Origin of the sequence: Synechococcus sp. FACHB-909, assembly GCF_014698945.1 — a bacterium.
Lineage (GTDB): Bacteria > Cyanobacteriota > Cyanobacteriia > PCC-6307 > Cyanobiaceae > Cyanobium.
Window position 1 is genome coordinate 13,386 of record NZ_JACJTY010000014.1, and the last position, 23,278, is coordinate 36,663.

General features: G+C 70.7%; 27 protein-coding genes. 13 read left to right on the forward strand and 14 right to left on the reverse strand.

The window, feature by feature from the left end:
- Positions 1 to 94 precede the first annotated feature (94 nt).
- Positions 95 to 1,705 (forward strand): B12-binding domain-containing radical SAM protein, encoded by a 1,611-nt coding sequence (locus tag H6G99_RS15910; protein ID WP_094587361.1) that lies wholly within the window; start codon positions 95 to 97, stop codon positions 1,703 to 1,705.
- Between the two features lie 59 nt (positions 1,706 to 1,764).
- Complete coding sequence (locus H6G99_RS15915) at positions 1,765 to 2,286, forward strand: hypothetical protein (RefSeq protein ID WP_190612565.1); 522 nt, start codon at positions 1,765 to 1,767, stop codon at positions 2,284 to 2,286.
- Between the two features lie 23 nt (positions 2,287 to 2,309).
- On the opposite strand, the gene H6G99_RS15920 is transcribed toward H6G99_RS15915, so the two are convergent.
- Together H6G99_RS15920 and H6G99_RS15925 are read right to left on the reverse strand one after the other, a co-directional pair.
- On the reverse strand, positions 2,310 to 2,693 hold the full coding sequence (locus H6G99_RS15920; protein ID WP_190612566.1) for a DUF4346 domain-containing protein: 384 nt from the start codon (positions 2,691 to 2,693) through the stop codon (positions 2,310 to 2,312).
- Positions 2,656 to 3,885 carry a GNAT family N-acetyltransferase gene (locus H6G99_RS15925; protein ID WP_094587364.1) on the reverse strand — a complete coding sequence of 410 codons (1,230 nt, stop codon included), beginning with the start codon at positions 3,883 to 3,885 and terminating at the stop codon, positions 2,656 to 2,658. Before H6G99_RS15925 ends, H6G99_RS15920 begins: the two co-directional genes overlap by 38 nt.
- An 80-nt stretch (positions 3,886 to 3,965) precedes the next feature.
- Here H6G99_RS15925 and H6G99_RS15930 point away from each other — a divergent pair, with 80 nt between their 5' ends.
- A complete protein-coding gene (locus H6G99_RS15930) occupies positions 3,966 to 4,403 on the forward strand; it encodes a hypothetical protein (protein WP_094587365.1) in 438 nt (145 codons plus the stop codon).
- Here H6G99_RS15930 and H6G99_RS15935 read toward each other — a convergent pair.
- Both H6G99_RS15935 and H6G99_RS15940 read right to left on the reverse strand, forming a co-directional pair.
- Complete coding sequence (locus H6G99_RS15935) at positions 4,385 to 5,092, reverse strand: dihydrofolate reductase family protein (RefSeq protein WP_094587366.1); 708 nt, start codon at positions 5,090 to 5,092, stop codon at positions 4,385 to 4,387. The two genes, H6G99_RS15930 and H6G99_RS15935, sit on opposite strands and share 19 nt — an antisense overlap.
- Entirely contained in the window at positions 5,089 to 6,051 is a 963-nt protein-coding gene (locus H6G99_RS15940; protein WP_094587367.1) for a 6-carboxytetrahydropterin synthase, read from the reverse strand. Before H6G99_RS15940 ends, H6G99_RS15935 begins: the two co-directional genes overlap by 4 nt.
- 63 nt (positions 6,052 to 6,114) lie before the next feature.
- Here H6G99_RS15940 and H6G99_RS15945 point away from each other — a divergent pair, with 63 nt between their 5' ends.
- The gene (locus H6G99_RS15945; protein ID WP_094587368.1) at positions 6,115 to 6,759 is read left to right on the forward strand and encodes a shikimate kinase; all 645 of its coding nucleotides are present in this window, start codon (positions 6,115 to 6,117) and stop codon (positions 6,757 to 6,759) included.
- 15 nt (positions 6,760 to 6,774) lie between these two features.
- Here the strand turns inward: H6G99_RS15945 and H6G99_RS15950 are convergent, their stop codons facing one another.
- Both H6G99_RS15950 and H6G99_RS15955 read right to left on the reverse strand, forming a co-directional pair.
- Positions 6,775 to 7,035 (reverse strand): CRR7 family NDH-1 assembly protein, encoded by a 261-nt coding sequence (locus tag H6G99_RS15950; protein WP_094587374.1) that lies wholly within the window; start codon positions 7,033 to 7,035, stop codon positions 6,775 to 6,777.
- A gap of 59 nt (positions 7,036 to 7,094) precedes the next feature.
- On the reverse strand, positions 7,095 to 7,814 hold the full coding sequence (locus tag H6G99_RS15955; RefSeq protein WP_094587369.1) for a glutathione S-transferase family protein: 720 nt from the start codon (positions 7,812 to 7,814) through the stop codon (positions 7,095 to 7,097).
- A gap of 75 nt (positions 7,815 to 7,889) precedes the next feature.
- On the opposite strand from H6G99_RS15955, the gene H6G99_RS15960 reads away from it, so the two are divergent.
- From H6G99_RS15960 to H6G99_RS15980, 5 genes are read left to right on the forward strand one after another with little or no spacing between them, the layout of a single operon-like run.
- A complete protein-coding gene (locus H6G99_RS15960) occupies positions 7,890 to 8,096 on the forward strand; it encodes a DUF751 family protein (RefSeq protein WP_094587370.1) in 207 nt (68 codons plus the stop codon).
- A 2-nt stretch (positions 8,097 to 8,098) separates the two neighbouring features.
- Positions 8,099 to 8,524: a 30S ribosome-binding factor RbfA gene (gene rbfA / locus H6G99_RS15965; protein ID WP_094587371.1), complete on the forward strand. Its 426-nt coding sequence runs from the start codon at positions 8,099 to 8,101 to the stop codon at positions 8,522 to 8,524.
- Positions 8,525 to 8,532: 8 nt separating this feature from the next.
- Complete coding sequence (locus H6G99_RS15970) at positions 8,533 to 10,224, forward strand: glycoside hydrolase family 3 N-terminal domain-containing protein (RefSeq protein WP_190612567.1); 1,692 nt, start codon at positions 8,533 to 8,535, stop codon at positions 10,222 to 10,224.
- 52 nt (positions 10,225 to 10,276) lie between these two features.
- Entirely contained in the window at positions 10,277 to 11,470 is a 1,194-nt protein-coding gene (locus H6G99_RS15975) for a glycosyltransferase (protein WP_094587310.1), read from the forward strand.
- On the forward strand, positions 11,470 to 12,273 hold the full coding sequence (locus tag H6G99_RS15980) for a uroporphyrinogen-III synthase (protein WP_190612569.1): 804 nt from the start codon (positions 11,470 to 11,472) through the stop codon (positions 12,271 to 12,273). The genes H6G99_RS15975 and H6G99_RS15980 overlap by 1 nt, the downstream gene beginning before the upstream one ends.
- Here H6G99_RS15980 and H6G99_RS15985 read toward each other — a convergent pair.
- The 3 genes from H6G99_RS15985 to zds are packed head-to-tail and all read right to left on the reverse strand — an operon-like array spanning position 12,257 to position 14,691.
- Positions 12,257 to 12,805 carry a hypothetical protein gene (locus tag H6G99_RS15985; protein ID WP_143594183.1) on the reverse strand — a complete coding sequence of 183 codons (549 nt, stop codon included), beginning with the start codon at positions 12,803 to 12,805 and terminating at the stop codon, positions 12,257 to 12,259. The two genes, H6G99_RS15980 and H6G99_RS15985, sit on opposite strands and share 17 nt — an antisense overlap.
- Complete coding sequence (locus H6G99_RS15990) at positions 12,771 to 13,205, reverse strand: SRPBCC family protein (RefSeq protein WP_094587313.1); 435 nt, start codon at positions 13,203 to 13,205, stop codon at positions 12,771 to 12,773. Before H6G99_RS15990 ends, H6G99_RS15985 begins: the two co-directional genes overlap by 35 nt.
- A 10-nt stretch (positions 13,206 to 13,215) precedes the next feature.
- A complete protein-coding gene (zds, locus tag H6G99_RS15995; protein ID WP_094587314.1) occupies positions 13,216 to 14,691 on the reverse strand; it encodes a 9,9'-di-cis-zeta-carotene desaturase in 1,476 nt (491 codons plus the stop codon).
- 129 nt (positions 14,692 to 14,820) lie between these two features.
- Between zds and H6G99_RS16000 the strand changes: the two genes are divergently transcribed.
- A complete protein-coding gene (locus H6G99_RS16000) occupies positions 14,821 to 15,252 on the forward strand; it encodes a HesB/IscA family protein (RefSeq protein ID WP_502707698.1) in 432 nt (143 codons plus the stop codon).
- 76 nt (positions 15,253 to 15,328) lie between these two features.
- Complete coding sequence (locus H6G99_RS16005; protein ID WP_094587315.1) at positions 15,329 to 15,745, forward strand: tetratricopeptide repeat protein; 417 nt, start codon at positions 15,329 to 15,331, stop codon at positions 15,743 to 15,745.
- On the opposite strand, the gene H6G99_RS16010 is transcribed toward H6G99_RS16005, so the two are convergent.
- Positions 15,738 to 16,952 (reverse strand): lipid-A-disaccharide synthase-related protein, encoded by a 1,215-nt coding sequence (locus H6G99_RS16010; RefSeq protein ID WP_190612571.1) that lies wholly within the window; start codon positions 16,950 to 16,952, stop codon positions 15,738 to 15,740. The two genes, H6G99_RS16005 and H6G99_RS16010, sit on opposite strands and share 8 nt — an antisense overlap.
- 74 nt (positions 16,953 to 17,026) lie before the next feature.
- On the opposite strand from H6G99_RS16010, the gene H6G99_RS16015 reads away from it, so the two are divergent.
- Positions 17,027 to 17,287, forward strand: coding sequence for a DUF8620 family protein (locus H6G99_RS16015; RefSeq protein ID WP_190612573.1), 261 nt, complete (start codon positions 17,027 to 17,029; stop codon positions 17,285 to 17,287).
- Here H6G99_RS16015 and H6G99_RS16020 read toward each other — a convergent pair.
- A complete protein-coding gene (locus H6G99_RS16020) occupies positions 17,244 to 18,179 on the reverse strand; it encodes a TIGR01777 family oxidoreductase (protein ID WP_190612575.1) in 936 nt (311 codons plus the stop codon). The two genes, H6G99_RS16015 and H6G99_RS16020, sit on opposite strands and share 44 nt — an antisense overlap.
- Before the next feature lie 77 nt (positions 18,180 to 18,256).
- On the opposite strand from H6G99_RS16020, the gene H6G99_RS16025 reads away from it, so the two are divergent.
- Positions 18,257 to 18,502 (forward strand): NAD(P)H-quinone oxidoreductase subunit O, encoded by a 246-nt coding sequence (locus H6G99_RS16025; RefSeq protein ID WP_094587318.1) that lies wholly within the window; start codon positions 18,257 to 18,259, stop codon positions 18,500 to 18,502.
- A 29-nt stretch (positions 18,503 to 18,531) separates the two neighbouring features.
- On the opposite strand, the gene H6G99_RS16030 is transcribed toward H6G99_RS16025, so the two are convergent.
- The 3 genes from H6G99_RS16030 to H6G99_RS16040 form a co-directional block, all read right to left on the reverse strand.
- On the reverse strand, positions 18,532 to 19,227 hold the full coding sequence (locus tag H6G99_RS16030) for a J domain-containing protein (protein WP_190612576.1): 696 nt from the start codon (positions 19,225 to 19,227) through the stop codon (positions 18,532 to 18,534).
- A gap of 168 nt (positions 19,228 to 19,395) precedes the next feature.
- Complete coding sequence (locus H6G99_RS16035) at positions 19,396 to 21,165, reverse strand: iron uptake porin (RefSeq protein ID WP_190612578.1); 1,770 nt, start codon at positions 21,163 to 21,165, stop codon at positions 19,396 to 19,398.
- Positions 21,166 to 21,460: 295 nt separating this feature from the next.
- Entirely contained in the window at positions 21,461 to 23,209 is a 1,749-nt protein-coding gene (locus H6G99_RS16040) for an iron uptake porin (RefSeq protein ID WP_190612580.1), read from the reverse strand.
- Positions 23,210 to 23,278 lie beyond the last annotated feature (69 nt).

Genomic DNA, 23,278 nt, shown 5'->3' on the forward strand with positions numbered 1-23,278 from the left:
GTTGCGGCGCAGCGGAACCCGCCTGAACCCCTGCCGCAGCCGCGCTATCGCCCACGGACCATCCCCACCGGACCATCCACCAAGCACCTGCAGCATGCGCACCCTCTTCATCTATCCCGAATTCCCGAAGACGTTCTGGAGCTACGAGAAGATTCTCGAGCTGGTGAACCGCAAGGTTCTCCTTCCCCCGCTGGGCATGGTCACCGTGGCGGCCCTGCTGCCCCAGACCTGGGAGATGAAGCTGGTCGACCGCAACGTCCGCGAGGTGACGGAGGCCGAGTGGAACTGGGCGGAGCTGGTGGTGATCTCCGGGATGATCGTCCAGAAGGCCGACATGGCCGCCCAGATCGCCAAGGCCAAGCAGCGGGGCCTGCCGGTGGCCGTGGGCGGCCCGTTCGCCAGCTCCACCCCGGACGCGCCTGAGCTGCAGCTGGCCGATTTCAAGGTGCTCGACGAAGGGGAGATCACCCTGCCGATGTTCATCGAGGCGATCGAGCGCGGCGAACGCCAGGGCCGGTTCAGTGCCGAAGGGGAGAAGCCCGATGTCACCGGCACCCCCATCCCCCGCTTCGATCTGCTCGAGCTGGAGGCCTACGACTCCATGTCGGTGCAGTTCTCGCGCGGCTGCCCGTTCCAGTGCGAGTTCTGCGACATCATCGTGCTCTACGGGCGCAAACCCCGCACCAAGACCCCCGAGCAGCTGGTGGCGGAGCTCCAGTACCTCTACGACCTGGGCTGGCGCCGCTCGATCTTCCTGGTCGACGACAACTTCATCGGCAACAAGCGCAACGCCAAGCTGCTGCTGCCGGAGATCAAGCGCTGGCAGATCGCCCACGGCTACCCCTTCAGCTTCGCCACCGAGGCCTCGGTGGACCTCGCCTCCGATGACGAGATGATGCTGATGATGGCCGAGGCCCGCTTCGACAGCGTTTTCCTGGGCATCGAGACCCCCGACGAGGCCAGCCTCGAAACGGCCCGCAAGCTGCAGAACACCCGCAGCTCCCTGGAGGAATCGGTGGACCGGATCACCTCCTACGGCATCCGGGTCATGGCCGGCTTCATCATCGGTTTCGACGGCGAGAAGCAGGGTGCCGGCGATCGCATCGTCGAATTCGTCAGCCGCACCGGCATCCCCGCCGCGATGATGGGCATGCTGCAGGCCCTGCCCAACACCGGCCTCTGGCATCGCCTCGAGAAGGAAGGCCGGCTGGTCCAGGAGAAAACCGACGCCAAGGGCGTCAACCAGACCAACCTGCTCAACTTCGTACCCACCCGGCCGATCCGCCAGATCGCCAACGAGTACGTCGATGCCTTCTGCCGCCTCTACGAGCCGAACGCCTACATCGACCGGGTCAAGCACTACTACCTGAAGATGGGCCAGCCCCGCTGGCAGCAGTACGTGCCGGCGGCGGCCTTCGGCAAGGCCAGCCTGCCCAGCTGGACCGATGTCCGCGCCCTGCTGATCGTGATCTGGCGTCAGGGACTGAAGCGCGACACCCGCGGTCGCTTCTGGGCTTCCCTGTTCACCATCGCCCGTCGCAACCCCAACAACCTGGAGCAGTTCCTGGTGACCCTCGCCCACAACGAGCACTTCCAGGAATACCGGGGCGTGGTGACCCGCGAGATCCAGGAGCAGCTCGCCGCCCTGCCCCCGGAACCGCCCGAGGGATCGCGCGAAACCACCCGGGAGCTCCAGCCCGCCTAGAGCTCCAGCCCTGACCGGCGACGGGAGTACGGTCCAGTCACTGCATCGGTGACGCAGTGATGCAGAAGACCTCCGAACCGAAACGCCGTTTCACCCGCACCTCGGTCCTGGCGATCGTCGCCGGATGCGGCCTGCTGGGCCTGGCCCTGAGCCGCTGGGATCCCTTGGGCCCCCAGTCGATGATCTGCCGCCACCGGGACGATCCCACCGGCCAGATCGACTTCCGCGTCGATGTGGGGCGGGGGGACGATCAGGTGCGCTTCGCCGATGGCCAGACCCTGCCGGTGAAGACCTCCCGCGACCGGATCACCTTTCTCGAAAAGGAATCCAACAACTTCCACCTCTCCGATAACGACGGCGATGAAGTGGCCATGGGCCATGCCCCGACCAGCCAGCAGCTTCCGGGCATCGCGTCGCTGAAGCCCCCGATGGTGGTGCATCCCGACCAGCACCACGACGTGGAGCACCACACCACGATCGACCGCCGCACCCTCACCTTTCAGGAAAACGCCATGCAGAAAGGGGGCGGGCGCGGGGCCTTGATGATGGACGGCCGCTGCCGTCCCGTCGCCGCCGGCTGAATCGGGCCCTGGGCGGGCTGGGGCTAGTCCTGCACGTAGGGCAGGCACGCCACAAGACAGTGCTCCGCCTTCTGGAGCTCCCGGCCCAGGTAGAGGGCATGGTCGAGCCGCGACAGGGGATAGGGGCCGTCTCCCTCGGTCAGGGCGATGCCGAGTTCCTTGGCGCTGCGGCCCCGGTACACGGCCCGGGGTGCCCGCGGGTCGCCGCCCCGGCAGCTGAGCACCTCTCCGGTGTCGGGGTCGGTGGCCAGTCCCCGTTCATCGATGCCGTTGGCGTAGTGCTCGGCGATCAGCTCGCCGGCGGCGGCATCCACCTTGATCAGGAAGTAGCCCGCTGCATCGAGGTTGATGAAGCGCTGGGAGAGAGCCTCATCCAGGCTCTGAAGGGGGTTCGGGTCGCGGTGCATGGGGGGGATCGTAGGAAGCGGTGAAGGGAAGCTCCGCGTTCATCGCCGCGATCGCCGCGTGCATCTCCCGGTTGGCACCCGGCAGCCAGTCCCGCAGGATGGCGTCGAAGCGGGGGTCGTACCAGCGGTGCAGGCTGGCCCGGGGCTGGGCCACGAAGCCCCGGCGCCGCTTGTGGCTGCCGCCGGCACCGGGATCGAAGCTCTCCAGGCCGCGCTCGATCGCCCAGGCGATCGGGGCGTAGTAGCAGACCTCGAAGTGCAGGTTGTCGAGTTCGATGTCGCTGCCCCAGTAGCGGCCCCAGAGGCCGGTGGCATCGTGCACGCACAGCGACATCGCCAGGGGCTGCATCGGCTCGCCCCGATGGGCGCTGAACAGCACCAGGTGCTGGCGCAGGTCGGTGGCGGCCGCCTGGAAGAAGGATTCGGTGAGGTACTTGCTGCCCCAGGGCCCCCAGCGGCTGCAGTGCTGCTCGTAGAACCGGTGCATCCGCTCCAGCAGGCGCGGCGGGATCTCCTCCCCCGCCAGGGGCGTGACCGTCAGCCCCGCCTCCGCCACCGAGCGACGTTCGCGGCGGATGTTGCGGCGCTGGTTGGCATTGAAGCTGGCCAGATAGGCCTCGAAGTCGGCATGGCCCGGGTTGCGCCATTCGCTCTGCTGGTTGATCCACAGGGCGCAGCCGGCCGCCTCCGCCAGGGGCTGCCAGGCCGGATCGACATAGAGGAAGTTGCAGCTGAGGATTCCCTGGCGCCGGCAGAAGCCGTCGATCTCAGCCAGCATCCGCTGGGTGAGGGCCGCCGCGTCTTCGCCGGGGGCCACATGGAAGCGGTAGCCCTGCACCGGGCTCACCGGGCTCATGCCGACGAGCTTGGGGTAATAGCGCAGGCCGAGCTGGCCGGCGAGCTGGGCGAAGGACTGGTCGAAGACGAACTCCCCGTAGCTGTGGCCCTTGAGGTACAGGGGGGCCAGGGCCACCAGCCTCCCCTGGCGCCAGAGCCCCAGGTGGCAGGCCTGCCAGCCCTGGCGGGGCACGATGCTGCCGCTGGCCTCCAGGTGGTGCAGCCATCGCCAGCCGTAGAAGGGGCGATCCACCGCCTCGGCCGCAGCCTCCCTGGTGCCCCCCACCAGGGCCTGCCACTGGTCTTCCGGGATCTCCTGTGTGGCCTGATGCCAGCGGACTTGCAGCTCGGCCATGGCCGCTGGCAACGCAGGGGGGAGGGGGCAGGCGCAAAACTAACGGTTGATTCCCTGCGACCGAGCGTCCTTCCCCCGCCATGGCCAAGCCCCTGCGGATCCTGGTGCTCCTGACGGCCGCCACGGCGCTGGTCGTGTCTGCGGCGCCCGCCAGGGCCGGGCTGCTGCGGCCGGTGCTGATGCTGCTGCGTCCCCAGCTGGAGAACCAGCTGACCCGGGTCTGCGTGGAAACGGTCTCCGCCGGCCGGGCCGACCTGGAGAAGAGCCTCCAGGATCCCTGTCGCAAGCTGGCGGTGCCCACCAGCAAGTGCCTGATCGAGGAGACCGACAACAGCGGCCGCAGCCTGGGGGTGCTCACCGAGATGGTGAGCGGCCGCTTCGGCGATGACAGCGAGGAGGTGGTCAAGCGCTGCCTGGCCAGGATGTTCGGCCTGCCCACCGACAGCCTGCGGGACATGCCGCTGCGGGAACTCGGCAGGCGTTTCGGCAGCTACGGCCTTCAGGAGGTCACGCCCTGAGCCCCGGGGCGGCGCCAGCGCAGCAGCAGTTCGTCCCCCGGCAGCGCCCGGTGCTCCACCAGCCGCCAGCCCGCCCGGGCCGCCGGGGCCACCCGGGCGTCGGCCGGCAGCCAGCCGTGGGGGCCCCCCAGCAGGCGGGGGCAGACGGTGAGCTGGAGTTCATCGAGCAGGTCCTCGGCCGCCAGGGCCGCCGCCAGCTTCGCCCCCCCCAGCACCGCGATGCGCCGCTGACCCAGGGCCGCCAAGGCCGCCAGGGCCTCGGGCCAGCTGTCCAGGGGCATGTGACGATCGAAGCCCTCGGCAGGGGCGGCGGGGGGCAGCGGGGCGGCCTGCAGCAGCCAGCGCTCCAGGGGCTGGCGAAAGAAGGGCAGGGCGGCGGGTAGCCGGCCGCTGCGGCTCACCGCGATGGCGATCGGCTGGTCGCTGCGGCCCTGGGAGCGGCGAGCCTCGAGCAGAGCGGGGCTGTGGATCAGGCAGGTGCTGCCGTGGCGCCGCAGGGTCTCGGCTCCCACCAGGACGGCATCGGCCCAGGCCAGGGCCTCCTCCAGCACCAGCCGGTCAGCGGCGCCCCCCAGCTGAGCCGCCCCCCCCTCGGCCGGCGCCAGGCGGCCGTCGAGGCTCACCGCCAGAACAAGCCGCAGCTCGGGCCGGAGGCCGCTCGGTCGGGGATCCGCCGCCGCCGGACTCAAACGGCCGCGAGGGCTTCGAGGGCCGCCGGGACCATCTCCAGCTGGGGCGTCTCGGCGAAGACCTCGGCGGCATTGTTGGGGCTCTCCTGCAGGCGCACCTTGTGCAGCCGGGCCCCGGTGGCGGCGATCGGGGCGCTGAGCAGGTCGGCGATGTGGAGGGCGATGTTCTCGGCGGTGGGAACGCAGCCGGCGAAGTGCTCCACGTCCTTGTTGAGGAAGGTGTGGTCGAAGGGCTCCACCACCAGGTCGGCCACCAGCTGCTGCAGCGCGGCCAGGTCGCAGACCATGCCGGTGCGCCCATCGATGGGGCCCCGCACGGTGACGTCGAGCAGGTAGTTGTGGCCGTGGCCATGGGGGCGGGCGCACTTGCCGTAGATCGCCTCGTTCTCGCTCTGGCTGAGCTCGGGGCGGGCCAGGCGATGGGCCGCGGCGAAATGGGTGCGGATGGAGAGGAAGGCTTCCATGGGATCGATGGTGGAACCGCAGAGCACGTCGGCCCAGAGGTTGGTTTGTTCGTGGAGCCGCAGGGCCACCAGCGGCAGATGGGGGGCCAGCCGGTCGCGGATGGCCAGCAGCAGGGCTTCGGTGGTGGGCAGCCGGCCGTCGGGGCGGGAGAGGTCGAACTCGGGCCAGACCTCGTTGAGGAAACGGAAGTCGAGCGGCTCGGTCACCTCCCGCCGGATGGCGTGCTTGACGTCGGAGAGGTTGAGCACCATCCCGTCAGCGTCGAGCGGGCCGCCCATCGCCACGGTGAGCTCGTAGTTGTGGCCGTGGCCCGGGGCCAGGCTGCAGCGGCCGAAGCGCCGGGTGTTCTCGGCGTCATCGAGTTCCGGCAGCCGGTAGAGGTGGCTGGCACTGAAGGTGGCCCGGCGGGTGATCACGCAGGGGCGGCCACGCCCGTGGGCGGCGCCGGTGGGGGAGGGTGCCGCAGGAGGGGCGGTCAACCGGGTTGCGGTCATCGCCGAGGCCCAGGGGACGCCCATCCTAGAAACGGGGTCCGGACCGCCGCCGACCGCGAACCCATGGCCCCAGCCGATGACGCCCCGCCCCGCCCCTCGCACCGGGACCTGGCCCGCCGTCTCGATGGCCTGAACATCTACCTGGTGGGGATGATGGGGGCCGGCAAGAGCGCCGTGGGACGCCCCCTGGCCGAGGCCCTCGGCTATCGCTTCATCGATGCCGACACCGCCCTGGCGGAGGTGGCCGGCCGGCCGATCGCCGAGATCTTCGCCAGCGACGGAGAGGACGGCTTCCGTGCCCTGGAGACCGCCGTGCTCAACGGCATCGCCAGCTGGCATTCCCTGGTGGTGGCCACCGGCGGCGGGGCGGTGACCCGGCCGGAGAACTGGGGTCACATGCGCCAGGGGGTGGTGGTGTGGCTCGAAGCCCCCGCACAGGAGCTGCTGCGCCGTCTGGCCGCCGACCCCACGCCCAGGCCCCTGCTGGACACGCCCGATCCCGCCGCCCGGCTGGAGGCGCTGCTGCACGAGCGCCGGCCCCTCTACGCCCAGGCCGACCTGACGGTGGTCCAGCGGGGCCAGCCCGCCGCGGTGGCCCTGCAGGTGCTGGAGGCACTGCCCTCGGTGCTGCGCGACCCCACCCCGGCTCCGGCCGACCCCGTCCGGCTGCAGGACGCCGACGGGCAGTCCCGCCCCTCGCTCAACTGAGGGACGCCGGAGCGTTCAGGACGGCGGCTCCAGCCGCACGGCGAACCACTGGATCGCGCAGCCCGGCGCCAGTTCCAGTTCGCAGGCGGTGTCGAGCAGCCGGCCGGCCCGGGCCTCGGGATCGGCCAGGTCGGCCAGGTCGGCCGGGGGCTCGGCCAGGGCCGTCAGGTGGGCGGCCAGCCAATCAAGGGTCTCGGCGGCGCTGAGGATGCTTTCGCCCTTGCCGGGCTCCAGCACCACGTAATGGTCGAGCTCCCGCAGCAGCGGATCGGACACGGCCAGAACAACGGCGGCCCCCATCCTGACGGGTGGAGGGCCTGCCCCGGCGGGGATCCTCAGCCCCGACCCACCGCGGCGTGCACCCGGTCGCGCCAGGCGAACAGGGGCTCCAGCACGGGGTTGTCGGCGATGCCCTCCACCCCGCGACCCGCCAGGGGGGCGCCAGCGCAGGCAGGGAACTTCAGCAGATAGAGCTGGGCCGCCACCGCGATGTCGGCCAGGGTGAGGCCATCCCCCTCCAGGTAGGGGCGCTCGCTGACCAGCAGGGCGAGCTGCTCGAGGCTGCGGTGCAGCTGCCGCACCTCACAGGGCCCGAGCAGGTCACGCATCGCCTCGGTGGCGGAGCCGATCAGGCCGCCGGGCAGGGCCCCCACCAGATCCCGCAGGGGCGCGGGGGTGGCCTCGGGCAGCAGGGCGGCGCGCAGCACCGGATCGCTGGCCGCGGCCTGGAGCAGGGCCAGACGGGCGCCCCGGGCCAGGGCGGTGTCGGCCCAGTCCTCCAGCAGCAGCACCCGGGCGCGGGCGACCGGATCGGCCGGCAGCAGGGGCGGCTCCGGGTGGGTGGCCTCCAGATGCAGGGCGATGGCGGTGGAATCGGCGATCACCTCGCCCCCGTCCACCAGCACCGGCACCTGCCGCTGCCCGGAGAGACGGAACAGCTCCAGCTGCCCCAGGCCGGGGGTCACCTCGACGATGGTGGCCTCGAGACCCTTGCGGGCCAGGAGCAGCCGCACCTTCTCGCAGAAGGCGGAATGTCTGAACTGATGCAGCTCCATGGACCCTCCGGGCCGGCTGGGCGTGGCCCCGGGCGGCAGAGTAGCCAGCATCCGAGCAGGACCGTCGCCGAGGCCATGAAGGACTTCTTCGTCAATGTGACGCGCTATCCGCGCTATCTGATCGCCTTCAGCCTGGGGGTGTTCAACTCGGTGTTCGAGCCGCTGGCCCGGCGCCGCAGCAACCCCGTCACGGCGGTGGCCCTGGTGGGCGCCCTGATCAGCGGACTGGTCAGCCTCACCCTGGTGCTGCGTGCCATGGTGCAGTCGGCACCGCTGTCGTAGTCATGGCCCAGAGCCGACGGGTGGAACGGGTGGCGGCCCTGATCCGCCGCGAAGTGAGCGAGCTGCTGATGAGCGGCATCAAGGACGAACGGGTCCACCACGGCATGGTCAGCGTCACCAACGTGGAGGTGGCCGGCGACCTGCAGCACTGCCGGATCTTCGTGAGCATCTTCGGCAGCGCCGAGGATCGCGAGGTGGCGATGGCCGGCCTGCAGGCGGCATCCGCCTATGTGAAAGGGGAGCTGGGCCGGCGCCTCAAGATGCGCCGCACCCCGGAGGTGGTGTTCGTCCTCGACCGGGGTCTGGAGAAGGGCAACACGGTGCTGGGACTGCTGCAGCGCCTGGAGACGGAGCGACGCGGGCGGGAGGAGCCGCTGGCGGAAGCGGGCGAAGCGGATCCCGCGGCTGACACCGACAGCGACAGCTGATCCCGCCCATGGCTGCGCTCCCCGATTCGCCCCAGGCCGCCCTCGCGCCCCAGGCCCTGGATCGGCTGGCCGCCGAACTGCTGGTGGTGCGCTGCAGCGGCCACCCGGCCGATGGTCAGCGGCGCTACCCCCGCTGGGAGCTGGACAACGCCAGCCTGCAGCGCCTGCTGCTGCGCGGGGTGGGCGGGGTGATCCTGCTGGGGGGCAGCGCCGCCGAACTGCGGCTACGCACCCGCCAGCTGGAGGCCTGGGCCGGCGCTCCGCTGCTGCTCTGCGCCGACGTGGAGGAGGGGGTGGGCCAGCGCTTCGAGGGGGCCAGCTGGCTGGTGCCGCCCCTGGCCCTGGCCCGGATCCATGCCGAGGATCCCGCCCTGGCCCTGGATCTGGCCCGGCGCTACGGGGCCTGCACCGGCCGGGAGGCCCGCCAGCTGGGGCTCAACTGGGTGCTCGCCCCGGTGTGCGATGTCAACAACAACCCGGCCAACCCGGTGATCAACGTGCGGGCCTGGGGTGAGGACCCGGCCACGGCCGGAGCCCTGGCGGCCGCCTTCTGCCGCGGCGTCCAGGCCGAAGGCGTGCTCGCCTGCGCCAAGCACTTCCCTGGCCACGGCGACACCGCCAGCGACTCCCACCTGGAGCTGCCCCTGATCCCCCACGGCCGCGAGCGCCTGGAGGCGGTGGAGCTGCCGCCCTTCCGGGAGGCCATCGCGGCGGAGGTGGCCGCGGTGATGACCGCCCACCTGCTGCTGCCGGCCTTCGACCGCGACCATCCGGCCACCCTGTCGCGGGCGGTGCTCACCGGGCTGCTGCGCCAGGAGCTCGGTTTCGAGGGGCTGATCGTCACCGACGCCCTGGTGATGGAGGCGATTGCCGGCCGCTACGGCCCCTCGGAGGCCGCGGTGCTGGCCCTGGAGGCGGGGGCCGACCTGGTGCTGATGCCGGGGGATGCCGACGGGGCGATCGACGCCATCGTGGCGGCCGTGGCCAGCGGCAGGCTGGGCCTGGAGCAACTGCAGGCCAGCCAGCGGCGACGCCGCCGGGCCCTGGAGCGCTGCCCCGCCGACGACGGCGGCACCGCCCCTGCGCCCCTGGGCGGCCTCAGCAACGGCCCCGCCCCCGCCGACCGGGCCCTGGCCCTGGAGCTGGTGCGGCGCAGCCTGGTGTCGCGGGGGCGGGGCCCGGCGCCCGGCGGCCCCGGGGTGAACCTGATCCGCCTCGACAACAGCCTGGCCTGCCCCTTCCTGCCGGCCGGCGCCCCGGCCCTGGCCCTGCCGGCCGCCGCCGGACTGCGGACCTGCCTGATGGACGGCCAGGGCCCTTCCCCCTGGAGCGGGGACGGGGAGGCCCCCCTGGCCCTGGAGCGGCTGGGCGAGGGGCCGGTGCTGCTGCAGCTGTTCGTGCGCGGCAACCCGTTCCGCGGCCGGGCCGACGGCCCGGATCCCTGGCCGGCGGTGATCCGCCAGCTCCAGGCCGCCGGCCGGCTGGCGGGCCTGGCCGTCTACGGCAGCCCCTATGCCTGGGAGGCCCTGGCCGCCCTTCTCGATCCCCAGGTGCCGGCCGCCTGGTCGCCGGGCCAGATGGCCCTGGCCCAGGGCGAACTGCTGGGCCGCCTCGGCTTCGGACCCCAGGAGAGCGCCACCCCCGACGACGACGCCAGCACCGCCGCCAGCGCCGCCACCGCGGTGGACTTCACCGACTGAGCACCCGCCGCCACCTAGCCTCTTGGCACGACCGTCCTGCCCGCAGCGTCCGATGCTGAGCCTGTCGATGATCGTGCGCAACGAGGCCGAGCGCCTGGAGCGCTGCCTGGCTTCGGTGGCCGGCTTCGTCGACGAGATGGTGGTGGTGGACACCGGCTCCGACGACGGCACCCCTGAGATCGCCGCCGCCTGCGGCGCCAGCGTGCACCACCTGGACTGGCCGGGGGACTTCGCCCCCGCCCGCAACCACGCCCTGGATCTGGTGACGGGCGACTGGGTGCTGGTGCTGGATGCGGATGAATGGCTGCGGCCGGAAGCCCGCGCGCCGCTGCGGGCCCTGATGGAGCAGCCCCGGGCGCTGCTGGTCAACCTGCTGCGCCAGGAGGTGGGGGCCGCCCAGTCGCCCTATTCCAGCGTCAGCCGCCTGTTCCGCCGCCATCCGGCGATCCGCTGGAGCCGCCGCTACCACGCCATGGTCGATGACAGCGTAACCACCCTGCTGGGGCAGGAGCCCGACTGGCAGGTGGTGACCTGCCCGGAGCCGGCCCTGGTGCACGAGGGCTACCGCCCCGAGATTGTGGCCGGACGCGACAAGGCCGCCCGCCTGCGCGCGGCCATGGAGGCGGAGCTGGCCGCCCGGCCGGGGGATCCCTACGCCTGCGCCAAGCTGGGGGCCCTGGAGGTGAGCCAGGGGCAGCGCCGCCGGGGCCTCGCCCTGCTGGAGGAGGGCCTGGCCCGCGCCGGGGCCGACGCCCTCGCCGAGCGCTACGAACTGCTGCTCCACCTCGCCATCGCCCGCGCCCCCGACGAGCCCGGCGCCGCCATCGCGCTCTATCGCCAGGCCCTGGCCCTGCCCCTGGATGGGCGGCTCAGCCTGGGGGCCCGGCTCAACCTCGGGGCCCTGCTGCTGCGCCAGGGAGATCTGGAGGAGGCGGCGGCCCTGACGGCGGCGGTGACGGACCTCTGCCCGGAGCTTCCCCTGGCCTGGTTCAACCTGGGCCTGATCGAGCGCCAGCGGGGCCGCCTGCTGGAGGCCATCGACGCCTACCGGCGGGCCCTGAGCCTGTCCCCGGAGCACGCCGACGCCCAGCGCAACCTGGCGGCCGCCCTGCTGCTGGCCGGCGACATTCCTGGCGCCCGAGACGGGTTCCGGCGGGCGATCGCCCTGCTGGAGGCCCAGGGGGAACCGCAGCAGGCCCGGGAGCTGGCCCACCGGGCCGGCGCCCTCGTCCGGCTGGACGCCTGATGGCCGCAACGCCGCCACTGGCGGGCCGCACGGTGGCCGTGACCCGGGCCGAAACCCAGCTGGGCGCGGCCCGCCATCTGTTCGAGCAGGCCGGAGCCAGCGTCATCGACCTGCCGGCCCTGGTGATCGGCCCCCCCGATCTCTGGGGCCCCCTCGACGATGCCCTGGCGGAACTGGACCAGTTCCACTGGATCATCTTCTCGAGCGCCAACGGGGTGGACGCCGTGGAGCAGCGGCTGGTCCGCCGGGGGAGCAGCCTGTCCGGACGGCCCCGGGGGGTGCGGCTGGCGGCGGTAGGGCGCAAGACCGCCGAGACCCTGGAGGCCCTGGGGGCCCCCGCCGATTTCGTGCCCCCGGCCTTTTTGGCCGACAGCCTGATCGAGCATTTCCCGGTATCGGGCTGGGGGCAGCGGCTGCTGCTGCCGCGGGTGCAGAGCGGCGGGCGCACGCTGCTCGCGGAAGCCTTCGCCGAGGCGGGTGCCCGGGTGGTGGAGGTGGCCGCCTACGAGACCCGCTGTCCGGCCGGACTCCCCAGTGGGGCCCTGCAGGCCCTGGAGCGGCGCGGGCTCGATGCCATCACCTTCAGCAGCGGCAAGACGGTGGACCACACCGCGCGGCTGCTGGCCGAGAGCTTCGGGGAGACCTGGCTCGAGCGGCTGGAAGGGGTGCAGGTGGTCTCGATCGGCCCCCAGACCAGCCGCCGCTGCCTGGAGCGGCTCGGGCGGGTGGACGCAGAGGCGGATCCCCACGACCTGGAAGGGCTTGTGGCCGCCTGCAGCCGGTCCCTCAGAGCTCGACCTTGACCCGGCGACTGCCGCTCTGCAGGATCATGCTGCCGTTCGCGACATCGACGGAGGCCACACTCCAGCCGGAGGGCAGCAGATCGGTGTTGCGGCCACCCCGGTCGCCGGGGCGCAGGCTGCCGCTGAGCTGCCGGTAGGTCACCACCGCTTCGCTCTGGCCACCGCTGTTGATCACGCCGGTGACGCGGAAGTCCTTGAGGAAGGGCGGTGGCGTGGCGGCGGCCTGGGCCGAAGCGGCAGCGGTCACCGCTCCGGGAACCAGCTCCGGCACCAGCGATCCGAAGGGATCCTGGCGACCCATGCGGAAGGCGCTCACCACCTGCTGGGAGGTGGGAAGGGGGGTGAGGCCCTCGGGTACGGCCCCGGAGGAGGGCGTGGGAGCGGCCTGGGGCGGAGGCGCTGGCGCCGGTGGGGCTTCCACCGTGGGGGACGCCCCGCATCCGGTCAGCATCAGCCCGGCGACCACACCGATGCCGAGGCGCCCGTTGAGGCGCCGGTCAGCCCTTCTCCACCAGGTCGCGAAATCGGTCAAGGTTGGCCTGCAGCTCTTTGGTGACGATGCCACCCATGATGGTGGGTTCCATCAGGGGTGCAAGCGCGCCGGGCAGTTCATAGCTCACCGTGAGCTTGACCGCCGTGAGATCGGGCCCGAGGGGATAGAAGCGGACGGCCCCCTTGGTGGGCAGGCCGCCCACGGATTCCCAGTGCAGCCGCTGGCAGTCGACCCGTTCGGTGATCCGGGCCTTCCAGTGGAAACGGAACCCCTGGGCCGCCAGGGTCCAGTCGGTCAGGTCCGGGTCGTCAAGGGTGACGACCGATTCGATCCAGCGCATCCAGCGGGGCATGGCCTCCAGATCGCTCCACACCTCCCAGACCCGGGCCACCGGGGCCTGGATCTCGGTGGTGACGCTGTGCTCGAGCCATTTGCCCATGGTTGTGCTCCTAGGCCACCGCGGCGCAGGTGGCCAGCGCCACCGGCTGATCCAGGATGGCGGCGGCGGCAAGCCTTCCGCTCATGGTGGCCCCTTCCATCGAGTCGATGTAGTCCTGGCGGGTGTAGCTGCCGGCCAGGAAGAAGTTGGCCACGGGGGTGCGCTGGTCAGGGCGGAACGGCTCCATCCCGGGGGCTTCCCGGTACAGGGACTGGGCCAGTTTCACCACGTTGCTCCAGACGAGCTGAAGGCCGGCGGCGGAAGGAAACAGCTCACGCACCTGCCGATCGGTGTGGGCGACGATCTCCTCCGTCTTCTTGGGGATCCAGGGATCACCGGGGGTGAGCACGCACTGCAGCAGAGATCCCAGGCCCTCGCGCCGGTAGTCGGCCGGGCTGGTCAGGGCCAGGTCGGCGAAGCAGCTGAAGTCGGCATCGGCCGTGTACAGGAGATTGTCGAGGCCCGCCGGGCGGCCAAGGTCGGACCGGCGGGCGGCGGGGCCGGCGCCGTCACCCAGTTCGGTCACCCAGCCGTCGTAACGCAGCTGCACGGTGGCCACCGGCACCGTCTCGAGCCGGTCGATGGCGGCGAACTCGGGGAAACGGCGCCAGGCCTGGGGCAGCAGCCGCTGGGCTCCCGGCACATCACAGGCGGCCAGGTAGGCGTCGGCCTCCACCCGCTTCTCCCCGTCCGGGGTGCCCAGCACCAGGGAGGTGACGACGGTCTGGCCGTTGCGCTCCTCGTGGCGCACCTCGCTGACCCGGTGGCGCAGGTGCAGGCGGCCGCCACGGGCCTGGATGTAGTCAAGGATCGGACCCGTCAGCCAGCGGTGGGGGGATCCCTTGAGCAGGTTGAGCTTGGAGGCCTCCGTCCGGGAGGCGAACATCATGAAGATGGTGAGCATGCAGCGGGCCGAGATGGCCTCGCAGTCGATGAAGCCGAGGGCGTAGGCGATCGGGTTCCACATCCTCTGAATGCTGCGGGGGCTGCCCCCATGGCTGAGGAACCACTGCTGGAAGCTGATGGCATCAAGCGAACGGATCACCTTCATCGCCCCCTCGTAATCGACCAGCCCCCGGACGATCGGGCTCGTGCCCAGGGCGAGGGCATTGCGCAGCTTGTCGATCCAGTCGAGCTGGGGGGTGGTGAAGAAGGCCTTGAGGCCGTTGAAGGGGGCCCCGACGGGAAAGCGGAAATCCAGGGCCCGCAGGTCGCCGCCGCTGTTGACGAACAGGTGCCAGTGCTCCTTGGGAAGGAGGTTGTCGATGGCCCCCACCTTGCGCATCAGGGCGAAGAGGTTGGCGTAGTTGAAGAAGAAGACGTGCAGCCCCATCTCGATGTGGTTGCCGTCCGGGTCCTCCCAGCTGCCCACCTTGCCCCCCATGAAGGGGCGGGCTTCATACAGATCGACCGTGTGGCCGGCATCGACCAGATCGACGGCCGCGCTCAGACCGGCCAGACCCGCACCCACGATGGCGACCCGCACCCTTGGATTCCCGTGAAGGTCCTGACTCTATGGACCGGAGCCTACCCACCGGGGAGGGATCTCCATAGAGTGGTCGTTCACCGCGTCGTCCGGCGGCCCGATTCCCCCCATCCGACCCCCCAGCGCACGATGAGCAGCTCCACCCAGACCCCCGCCTCCAGCCAGGCAGCGACCATGCCAGCCGAGGTGGCCGTCACCCACACCGGGGTGGACGGCAAGGGCATCCTGATCACCGAGCCGGCCATGCGCCAGCTGGGCACCCTGATGGCCTCCCAGGGGGGCGAGAAGGTGCTGCGGGTGGGCGTGCGCTCCGGCGGCTGCAGCGGCATGAGCTACACGATGGATTTCATCGACGGTTCGGAGATCCTTCCCGACGACGAGACCTACACCTACGAACCCGCCGGCGCCCCCAGCTTCCGGGTGGTGAGCGATCCCAAGAGCCTGCTGTACATCTACGGCATGCAGCTGGACTTCTCCTCAGCCCTGATCGGCGGCGGCTTCAACTTCACCAATCCCAACGCCTCCCAGACCTGCGGCTGCGGCAGCTCCTTCGCCGTCTGAGCCCGGGCCGGTCCATGGCGTGCCGGACCCGTGGCATGGGAGTCTGACGATCCCCACCCCACCACCCCCAGCCGCCATGACGGCCCAGCAGGAGTCCCGCTTCGACCAGGCCATCGCCCGCTACCAGCAGGGTGCCGCGCCCGAGGAGCTGATCGACGAGTTCCTGCAGATCACGGCCCAGGAGCCGCGGCAGTCGGCGGGATGGACCTGTCTGGCCTGGCTGCAGCTGCTGCTCGACCAGCCCCAGGCGGCCCTGCCCTCGGCCCGCAACGCGGTGAAGCTCAATCCCCAGGACCCGCAGGCCCGCATCAACCTCAGCGTGGCGATGCTGGAAACCGGCGCCAAGGGCGTGCGCGAGCACATCGAGGTGGTCAAGCGGGTGATGCTGATGGCCCCGGAACTGGCGGAGGAACTGCAGGGCTCGATCGCCGATGGCCTGCAGCGGCGTCCGGGCTGGCAGGCCCTGGAGAAGGTGAAGGCCTGGCTCAGCTGAAGCCGCCGGGGCCCCGGCCGAGGGCCTCGAGCACGGTTTCGGCGATGCGCCGCGAGCCGCCGGGGGGGCCGACCCGCTCCAGGGCGGCCTGGGAACAACGCTGGGGCAGGTCGGGGTCGGCCAGCAGGCGCTGGATCAGGCCGGCGGCCTCCTGCAGATCGGCCGTGTCGGCCGGGCGCCGCCCCACGGTGTGGACCGTGGGGCCCAGCAGCCGCATCTGGGATTCGGCGAAGGCGTAGCTGAACTGGGGACCGCGGCCCACCAGCTGCACCACGGGCAGGCCGAAGCCCACCGCCTGCTCCACGGCGGTGCCGGCCATGCCCACCACCAGGTCACTGGCGGCCAGGATCGAGGGCAGGGCCCCCGGCAGCAGCCGCACTTCAAGGTCGCCGCCGGCGGAGCGGAGCACGCCGCCCTCCAGCTGCCAGCCGACCGCCGCCGCCAGGGGTTCCAGTTCCCGCCAGTGGGGGCTCTCCACCACCGCCACCAGGAAGCGCCACGGCCCCTCCCCGTCCCGTTCGCCCAGCTGGCTGCAGAGCCGCAGCATCAGCACCAGGTTGTGGAGGGCCTCCGGGAAGCGGCTGCCCGGGACCAGCGCCAGGGTGCGGGTGCCCGGCAGGCGGGCCACCTGGCCGGCGTCCGGTGGCGGCAGATCCATGATCGGGTAGCCGCGGAACTGGGCCTTGGCCTGGCCCTGGGCCTGGAGGTCGGTGGCGGTGAAGGCGTCGCGGGTGAGCACCACGCGCACCCGCCGCCGCCGGCAGCACCAGCGGGTGAGGGCGGACAGCCGCAGCCGGCCCTCGTAGTAGCTCGAGGTGGAGACCAGGAACACCACCGTCGGCCGTCCCGTGAGCAGGGCGAAGATCAGGGGGACGTGGTCACCGATGCTGACCACCAGATCGAAGCGGCGACCCTGGCGCCAGGCCGTCCAGAGCTGGGCCAGACTCTGCTGCAGCCAGCCCGCCGCCAGGTCCTTCCAGAGGTTGAGGCCCTGGTACACCATGCCCCCGGACGGCAGGCTGCGGCCCGCGTAGAGGAGGGGAATGCCGCGGCGTCCATAGGCCGATCCGGCGCCGACGATGGGCAGGGCCGCCAGTTCCAGCCCCGGATCACACTGGCGCAGGCCATCGGCGATCAGTCCCCCATTGAGATCCTCCCCATGGCCGTTGCTGATCAGCAGGATCCTGGGAGCGGGGGAAAGGGGCACACGGGACACCAAGCACGGTCGAGTTTAGGTTTGGGCTCACCGGGGATTTCCCCCTCCCGGCTCACCCCTCAGGCATGAGCACTCCCGCCACCGGCCCCGTCGCGCAAGTGCGCCGCGTTCTCGATGTCGTGCTGGTGGCCGACGTCTTCCTGGTGCTGGCCGGGGCCCTGTTCTTCGCCGTGGCGGTGGTGCTCCACGGCCAGCGGCTGGACGCTCCCCTGGAGCTCTTCCAGCGGCTGTGGCAGCCGCTGTTCACGCCGGCGATCGGCCTGCTGATGGCGGCGGCCCTGCTCAGCGGCGGGCTGGGCTGGTGGCAGCGGCGAGGGCTGCGCTGAGCTCCGGGTACTGGAAGTGGAAACCCTGGGCCAGCAGCCGCTCGGGGAGGACCTGCTGGCCTTCGAGCACCACCGCGGCACCGTCGCCGAGCAGCAGCTGCAGCAGGGGGCCGGGCACCGGCAGCAGGCTGGGCCGGCCGAGGGCACGGCCGAGGCTGGAGGCGAAGATCCCCATGCGGGTGGGCTCCGGGGCCACGGCGTTGTACGGGCCGGCGTAGGCGTCGTCCTCCAGGGCGGTGACGATCAGCCGGCAGAGGTCGTGGCGATGGATCCAGCTCATCCACTGCTGGCCGCTGCCCACCGGCCCGCCGAAGCCGGCCCGGAACACGGGCAGCATCTTGCCGAGGGCGCCGCCGTCGGGCCCGAGCACGATGCCCACCCGCAGCACCACGATCCGGCAGGCCTCGGGAGCGACCTGGGTGGCGGCCTCCCAGCGGGCGCAGAGACGGGCCAGGAAATCGTTGCCGGGGGGGCTGGCCTCCGTGAAGCCGGCCTCCAGGCTGGTGCCGTAGTAGCCCACGGCCGAGCCGTTCACCAGCACCCGGGGCGGTGTGGCCAGGGCCGCCATCGCCCGCACCAGGTGGGTGGTGGTGCCGATGCGGCTGTCGAGCAGCCGCTGGCGGTGGACCGGCGTCCAGCGCTGGTCAGCGATCGGCTCCCCGGCCAGGTTGACGACCCCATCGGCCGCCGCCAGGGCCTCCAGCAGCGCCGGCTGGCCCCAGCTGGCCGGGTCGGCGGGATCGCAGCAGAGGGTGGTGAGCCGGGGGTCGGCCGCCTCGCTGTCGGGCCGGGCGCGGCGGCTCACCAGGGTGAGCTGGTGGCCGAGGTTGAGCAGGAACGGCACCAGCTCCCGGCCGACGAAACCCGTGCATCCGAGCAGAAGCAGCCGCATGCCCACCGTTCCATCGGAATCCAGTGCCGAGGTTAGGTTCCGGCAGCCCTAACCTGTGCCGAACCCTCCTCTTCACGATGGCTGAGTCCGCGCCTGCCGCTCCCCCGAGCCTGAAAAAGGGTGCCCTGGTCAGGGTGAACAGAATCGCCTACACCAACAGCCTCGAGGCCGGGGCCAGCGATCCGGTGCCCCCCGGCTACCTGTTCGAGGGGCCCGGGGAGATCCTGGCGATCCAGGGGGAGCACGCCCAGCTCCGCTGGCGCCTGCCCGTTCCCGACGTGTGGCTGCGGCTCGACCAGCTCGAGGCGATGCCCGCCGCCTAGATCGTCCGCGCCTAGACCGTCAGCGCCGCCTAGATCTCCACCCGGCGCCGTTCCTCCTTCAGGCGGCTGCGGCGCAGCCGGGCCTCCCGCAGCATCTCCTTGCCGTCATGGAGGTAGCTGTCCACATAGCCCATGGTGTAGCGCTCCAGCTCCACCAGGGCATCCTGCACCTGGCTGAGGCAGTGGTAGAGGCTGAGGCCGAACCCCTTGGCCGCCGACGGGCAGGCCCGTGAGCGATACAGCGCCTCCACCTTCTCCATGCGCAACCGGCTCTGGTCGAGGAAGGCGCAGAACGCCCCCATCAGCTCGTCGTCGTAGGGATCGGCGGCCAGGGAGCGCAGCTGGGCCGGGAACGGATTGATCACCTGACCGATCAGCCGGTCGATCGGCACGTACACCTGCTGGAGCCAGCCGAGGAGCTCCTCGTCACTGGCGGCGCCGACGCCGCGATGGCGGCCTGCCCCTGGTCCCTTGGCCGCCCCGGCACCGCCCGCGGCGGTGCGTGCCGGTATGCCGACGCCGGCCCCGTGGTCGTAATGGCGGCGGCGGTCCCCGTCGCCCAGCACCTCCCAGGCCGCATTCAGGGCCAGGATCGTGCGCGGATCGCCGCCGGCATCCGGGTGATGGCGTTTGACGAGGGCGCGGTAGGCGGCCTTGATCTCGGCGGTGGTGGCCCCAGGCGAGACCCCGAGGATGGCGTAGTGGTCGGCGGAGGTCCTGGCCATGCGCTGGCGGCGCCATCTGGCTCCAGCATCGCCGATGGGCCCACCCGGACGGATCCCGCCGCAGCCGCCCATGAAAAAGCCCCCCTGGGAAGGGGGGCCGGAGGGTTGTGAGGAAGGGTGAGGAGGAAGGAGCGCCGATCCGAGGGGCCCGCAAGGGACCCCGGAGGATCAGAACCTGAACTGGGTCTGGATCAGGCCGCCGAGCACGCTGCTGGACTGGCCGATGGTGGTGAACTGGCCGTTGGGGCGGCTCAGGTAGAAGAGAGCCGGGGTCACGCTGATGTTGTCGGTGACCTGGAACTTGTACCACCACTCCCAGGCGAAGTTGCCGTCCTGGGGCGTCTGGCCGTTGCGCAGGGAGGTGGCGAACACCGGCTGACCCACGGCCATACCGGCCTGGTTGCCCTTCATGAACACATCGTTCCACTGCAGGCCCACGCTCCAGGACTGGCTGGCGCCGCGGTTGGCCGACTGGTTAAAGGTCGGAACCGTGTCGAACGTCGGCACCCGGATCGCGGTGGCGCCCCTGCCAATCAGGGCGGTCTGGGGGTTCAGCTGGGGCTGGGTCATGGCGTTGTAACCCCAGCCCAGGTTGATGGAGGGGATCCAGCCGCTCTTCTTGGGCTGCCACGCGAAGGTGGTGGCGAAGTTGTTGGAGTAAGCGGCACTGGTGCCGAAGTTCTCCGAACCCAGGAAGTTGTTGTTGATGTTGGGGCAGTCGACCGCCGCCTGGGCGAAGGTGGTGCCGCGGCGGAAGTTCTGGCCGCACTGGACATAGCTCCAGGCGAAGGCGAAGCGCCAGTTCTTACCGGCCACACCGGCCTGGGTGGTCCAGGTACCGCGGCTGCGCTCGTTCAGCAGGCCACCCTGGTTCGGGTTGCCGTTGTCACCGTTGGGGGCCACGTAGGCGGTGGAGATCGCGAAGAAGGGCTTGCCCTTCTTGACGTTCTGCTTCCACATCAGGCCGAAGGTGGAACCGGTGGCCTTGTTGTAGGTGCCGGGGGCGCCGTGCAGCGTGAAGACGTCGAGGATCTCGGAGCGGTAGAACCAGGGGGTGATCGCCAGGAACTCGGTCTTCCGGGCCCGGGCGCCGATCAGGGCGGTGAAATCGCGGCCGATCGGGAAGCGGTAGTAGAGACGGTCGATGTTGACGACGTCAGCACCACCGACGGGGGAGAAGGCGCGATCCAGCGCCATCAGGTTGTACGGCTGGCCACCGAAGGGGCTGTTGTTGAAGTTGCCGCTGCGCAGACGGGTGTACAGCAGGTCCTTGCCGGTGAAGCTGGTGAGCAGGTTGAGGCGCAGGTCGTAGTTGAAGACCGTGGCGCCCCAGTTGCGCCGGTTGTTGGCGGGGAAGGCGTTGGCCGCGCCGGCGGGGACGCCGACGGCGGGGTTGGGCAGGCCCTGGTTGCCACCGAAGCTGTTGGCGCCGATCACGAAGACGGCATCACCCTGGAGCTTGGTGGTGGTGGAGAACTGGGTGGCTTCGAGCTCACCCACCTTGGCCTCCAGGCCATCCACCCGGCCGCGCAGCACGGCGAGTTCCTTCTCGAACTCGTCCATCAGGCGCTTCAGCTCGTCGGTCACTTCGGTGATCCGGTCGAGGCAGGCGTTCAGCAGGGCCGCCGCTTCGTAGCGGGTCATGGCCTGGCCGCCCTTGAAGGTGCCGTTCGGGTAGCCGGCGACGCAGCCGTAGCGCTCAACCAGGTTGGAGAGGGCCTGGAACGCCCAGTCGGTGGGCTTGACGTCGGAGAACTGGTTGATGCTGGTGACCTGGTTCTGGGCTTCCCAGGCCTTGAAGCGATCGATGTCCTGCTGCTCCATGTACGTGGAGATCTCAGCCCGCTGGGACTGGGAGATCTCGCCGGCGGAAGCGGCAAGAGGCGACAGCAGCCCAAGGGCCACCGGCGCCAGCAGGAATTGCTGGAAGGGTTTCATTGGTCCTCACACCAAAAAGAGGAATCCCCCGGGGGGGGACGGCGCAAAGGTATAGGAATCCAGGGGCGCCGCAGCAGGACCTGATCACACCGGCAGGTATTGCGGATGACATTCGGGCGCCGCCGGAGCCGCTGGTGGCTGGGCGGGCGCTGTCTTTCGATCCTGGAAGACCCGCCGACTCCCGTTGGTCCAACGATGCGCCGGAGATTGGCGTGTTGATGCACAAAAAAAGCCCGGCTGCAGAGCAGCCGGGCGAATGGGAGGACAGATTGTGAGGGTGATGGATCCGAAAGGATCAGAACTTGAAGGTGGTCTTGATGAAGCCGCCGAAGTTGTTGAAATCGGAGCCCACAGGACCGATCGCACCGACGTTCTTGGAGACCTGACCCAGGGGAGCGCTCAGGTAGTAGAGCGCGGGGGTCACGCTGATGTTGTCGGTGACCTGGAACTTGTACCACCACTCCCAGGCGTAGTTGCCATCGACGATGGCGGTCGCGGCGGCGGGGCCACCGAAGACGGCGGGACCGGCGCTGACGGACGTCAGGAAGGTGGGCTGACCGACGGCCATACCGGCGGAGTTGCCCTTGATGAACACGTCATCCCACTGCAGACCCACGTACCAGGACTGGCTGGTGGCGTTGGTGATGCCGGTGGTGGAGACGAGATTCGCGGCGCCGTTGAGGTTGGTGGTGCCGTTGTAGTTGCTGCGGTTGATGCCCCAGCCGGCGCTGATGGAGGGAACCCAGCCGGAGTTGCTGGGCTGCCAGTAGGCGCTGATGCCCACCGAGTTGGTGGCGGCGGCGTTGGTCTGGAAGATGGTGGCCAGAGGCGTGCCGTTGCCGGTGTAGAGACCGGCACCACCGGAGGAGTAGGTGTAGGCCGCCGCGATGCCCCAGTTGGAGCCGGTGTAGGCGATCTGGCCGGTACCCGTCTGGGAGGAGCAGGCGTTGCCGATGCCACCGCAGTTCGCCGTGCCGGCGATCGGGTTGCCCACGTCACCGTTGGCGGAGACGTAGTTGGCGCTGATGCTGAAGCCGCCGCTCTTCCACCACAGACCACCACCAGCGCCCAGGTTCAGGCTGTAGGTGCCGGGAGCACCGGCGTAGGTGAAGATGTCGAGGACGGTGTCAGCCGGGTAGGCGGACGGCCACACGGCCAGCATGTCGTCCTGACGGACGCGACCACCGATGGTGGCGGTGAAGTTGCTGCCGAGGGGGAACTGGTAGAAGAGGCGGTTGATGGCGACCACGTCACCGCAGTCGACGCCCAGGCCGCAGAATTCTTCGAAGCCGGCTTCCGTGGCGTTCAGGCCGACGGTGGGGCCGCCGAAGGGCGACTGGGCGAAGTTACCGGCCCGCAGACGGGTGCGGAGCAGGTCCTTGCCGGTGAAGCTGGTGTCGAAGTTGAGCTGGATGTCGTAGTTGAACGCCGTGGCGCCCTGGGTCTGACGGGCCTGGTTCTGCCAGGTGTTGGGGACGACCGGGCCGAGGGGACCGAAGGGACCGGTCACGAAGGCGGGGACGCCGGTGGCCAGGGAAGCGGCGGGGCTCACCTGGGCGTTACCGCCGTAGCTGTTGGCGCCCATGATGAAGGTCGCCTTACCGGTCAGCTTGGTGGTGGTGGAGAACTGGGTGGCCTCGAGCTCACCCACCTTGGCCTCCAGGCCATCCACACGGCCGCGCAGCACGGCGAGTTCCTTCTCGAACTCGGCCATCAGGCGCTTCAGCTCGTCGGTCACCTCGGTGATCCGGTCGAGGCAGGCGTTCAGCAGGGCCGCCGCTTCATAGCGGGTCATGGCCTGGCCGCCCTTGTAGGTGCCGTTCGGGTAGCCGGCGACGCAGCCGTAGCGCTCGATCAGGTTCGAGAGAGCCTGGAAGGCCCAGTCGGTGGGCTTGACGTCGGAGAACTGGTTGATGCTGGTGACTTGCTCTTCGGCGGCGTACTTGTTGACGCTGTCGATGTTGAGCTCAGCCGCCTGAACCGCCACGGGGGCGAGCAGGCCGAGAGCTGCAGGAGCAACCAGCAGTTGCTGGAAGAGTTTCATGGGTTCCTCACACGGAAGCGGCGCAATGCGCCAAACGAAGGATCCCCCAAGTGGACATGGCCATCCAGG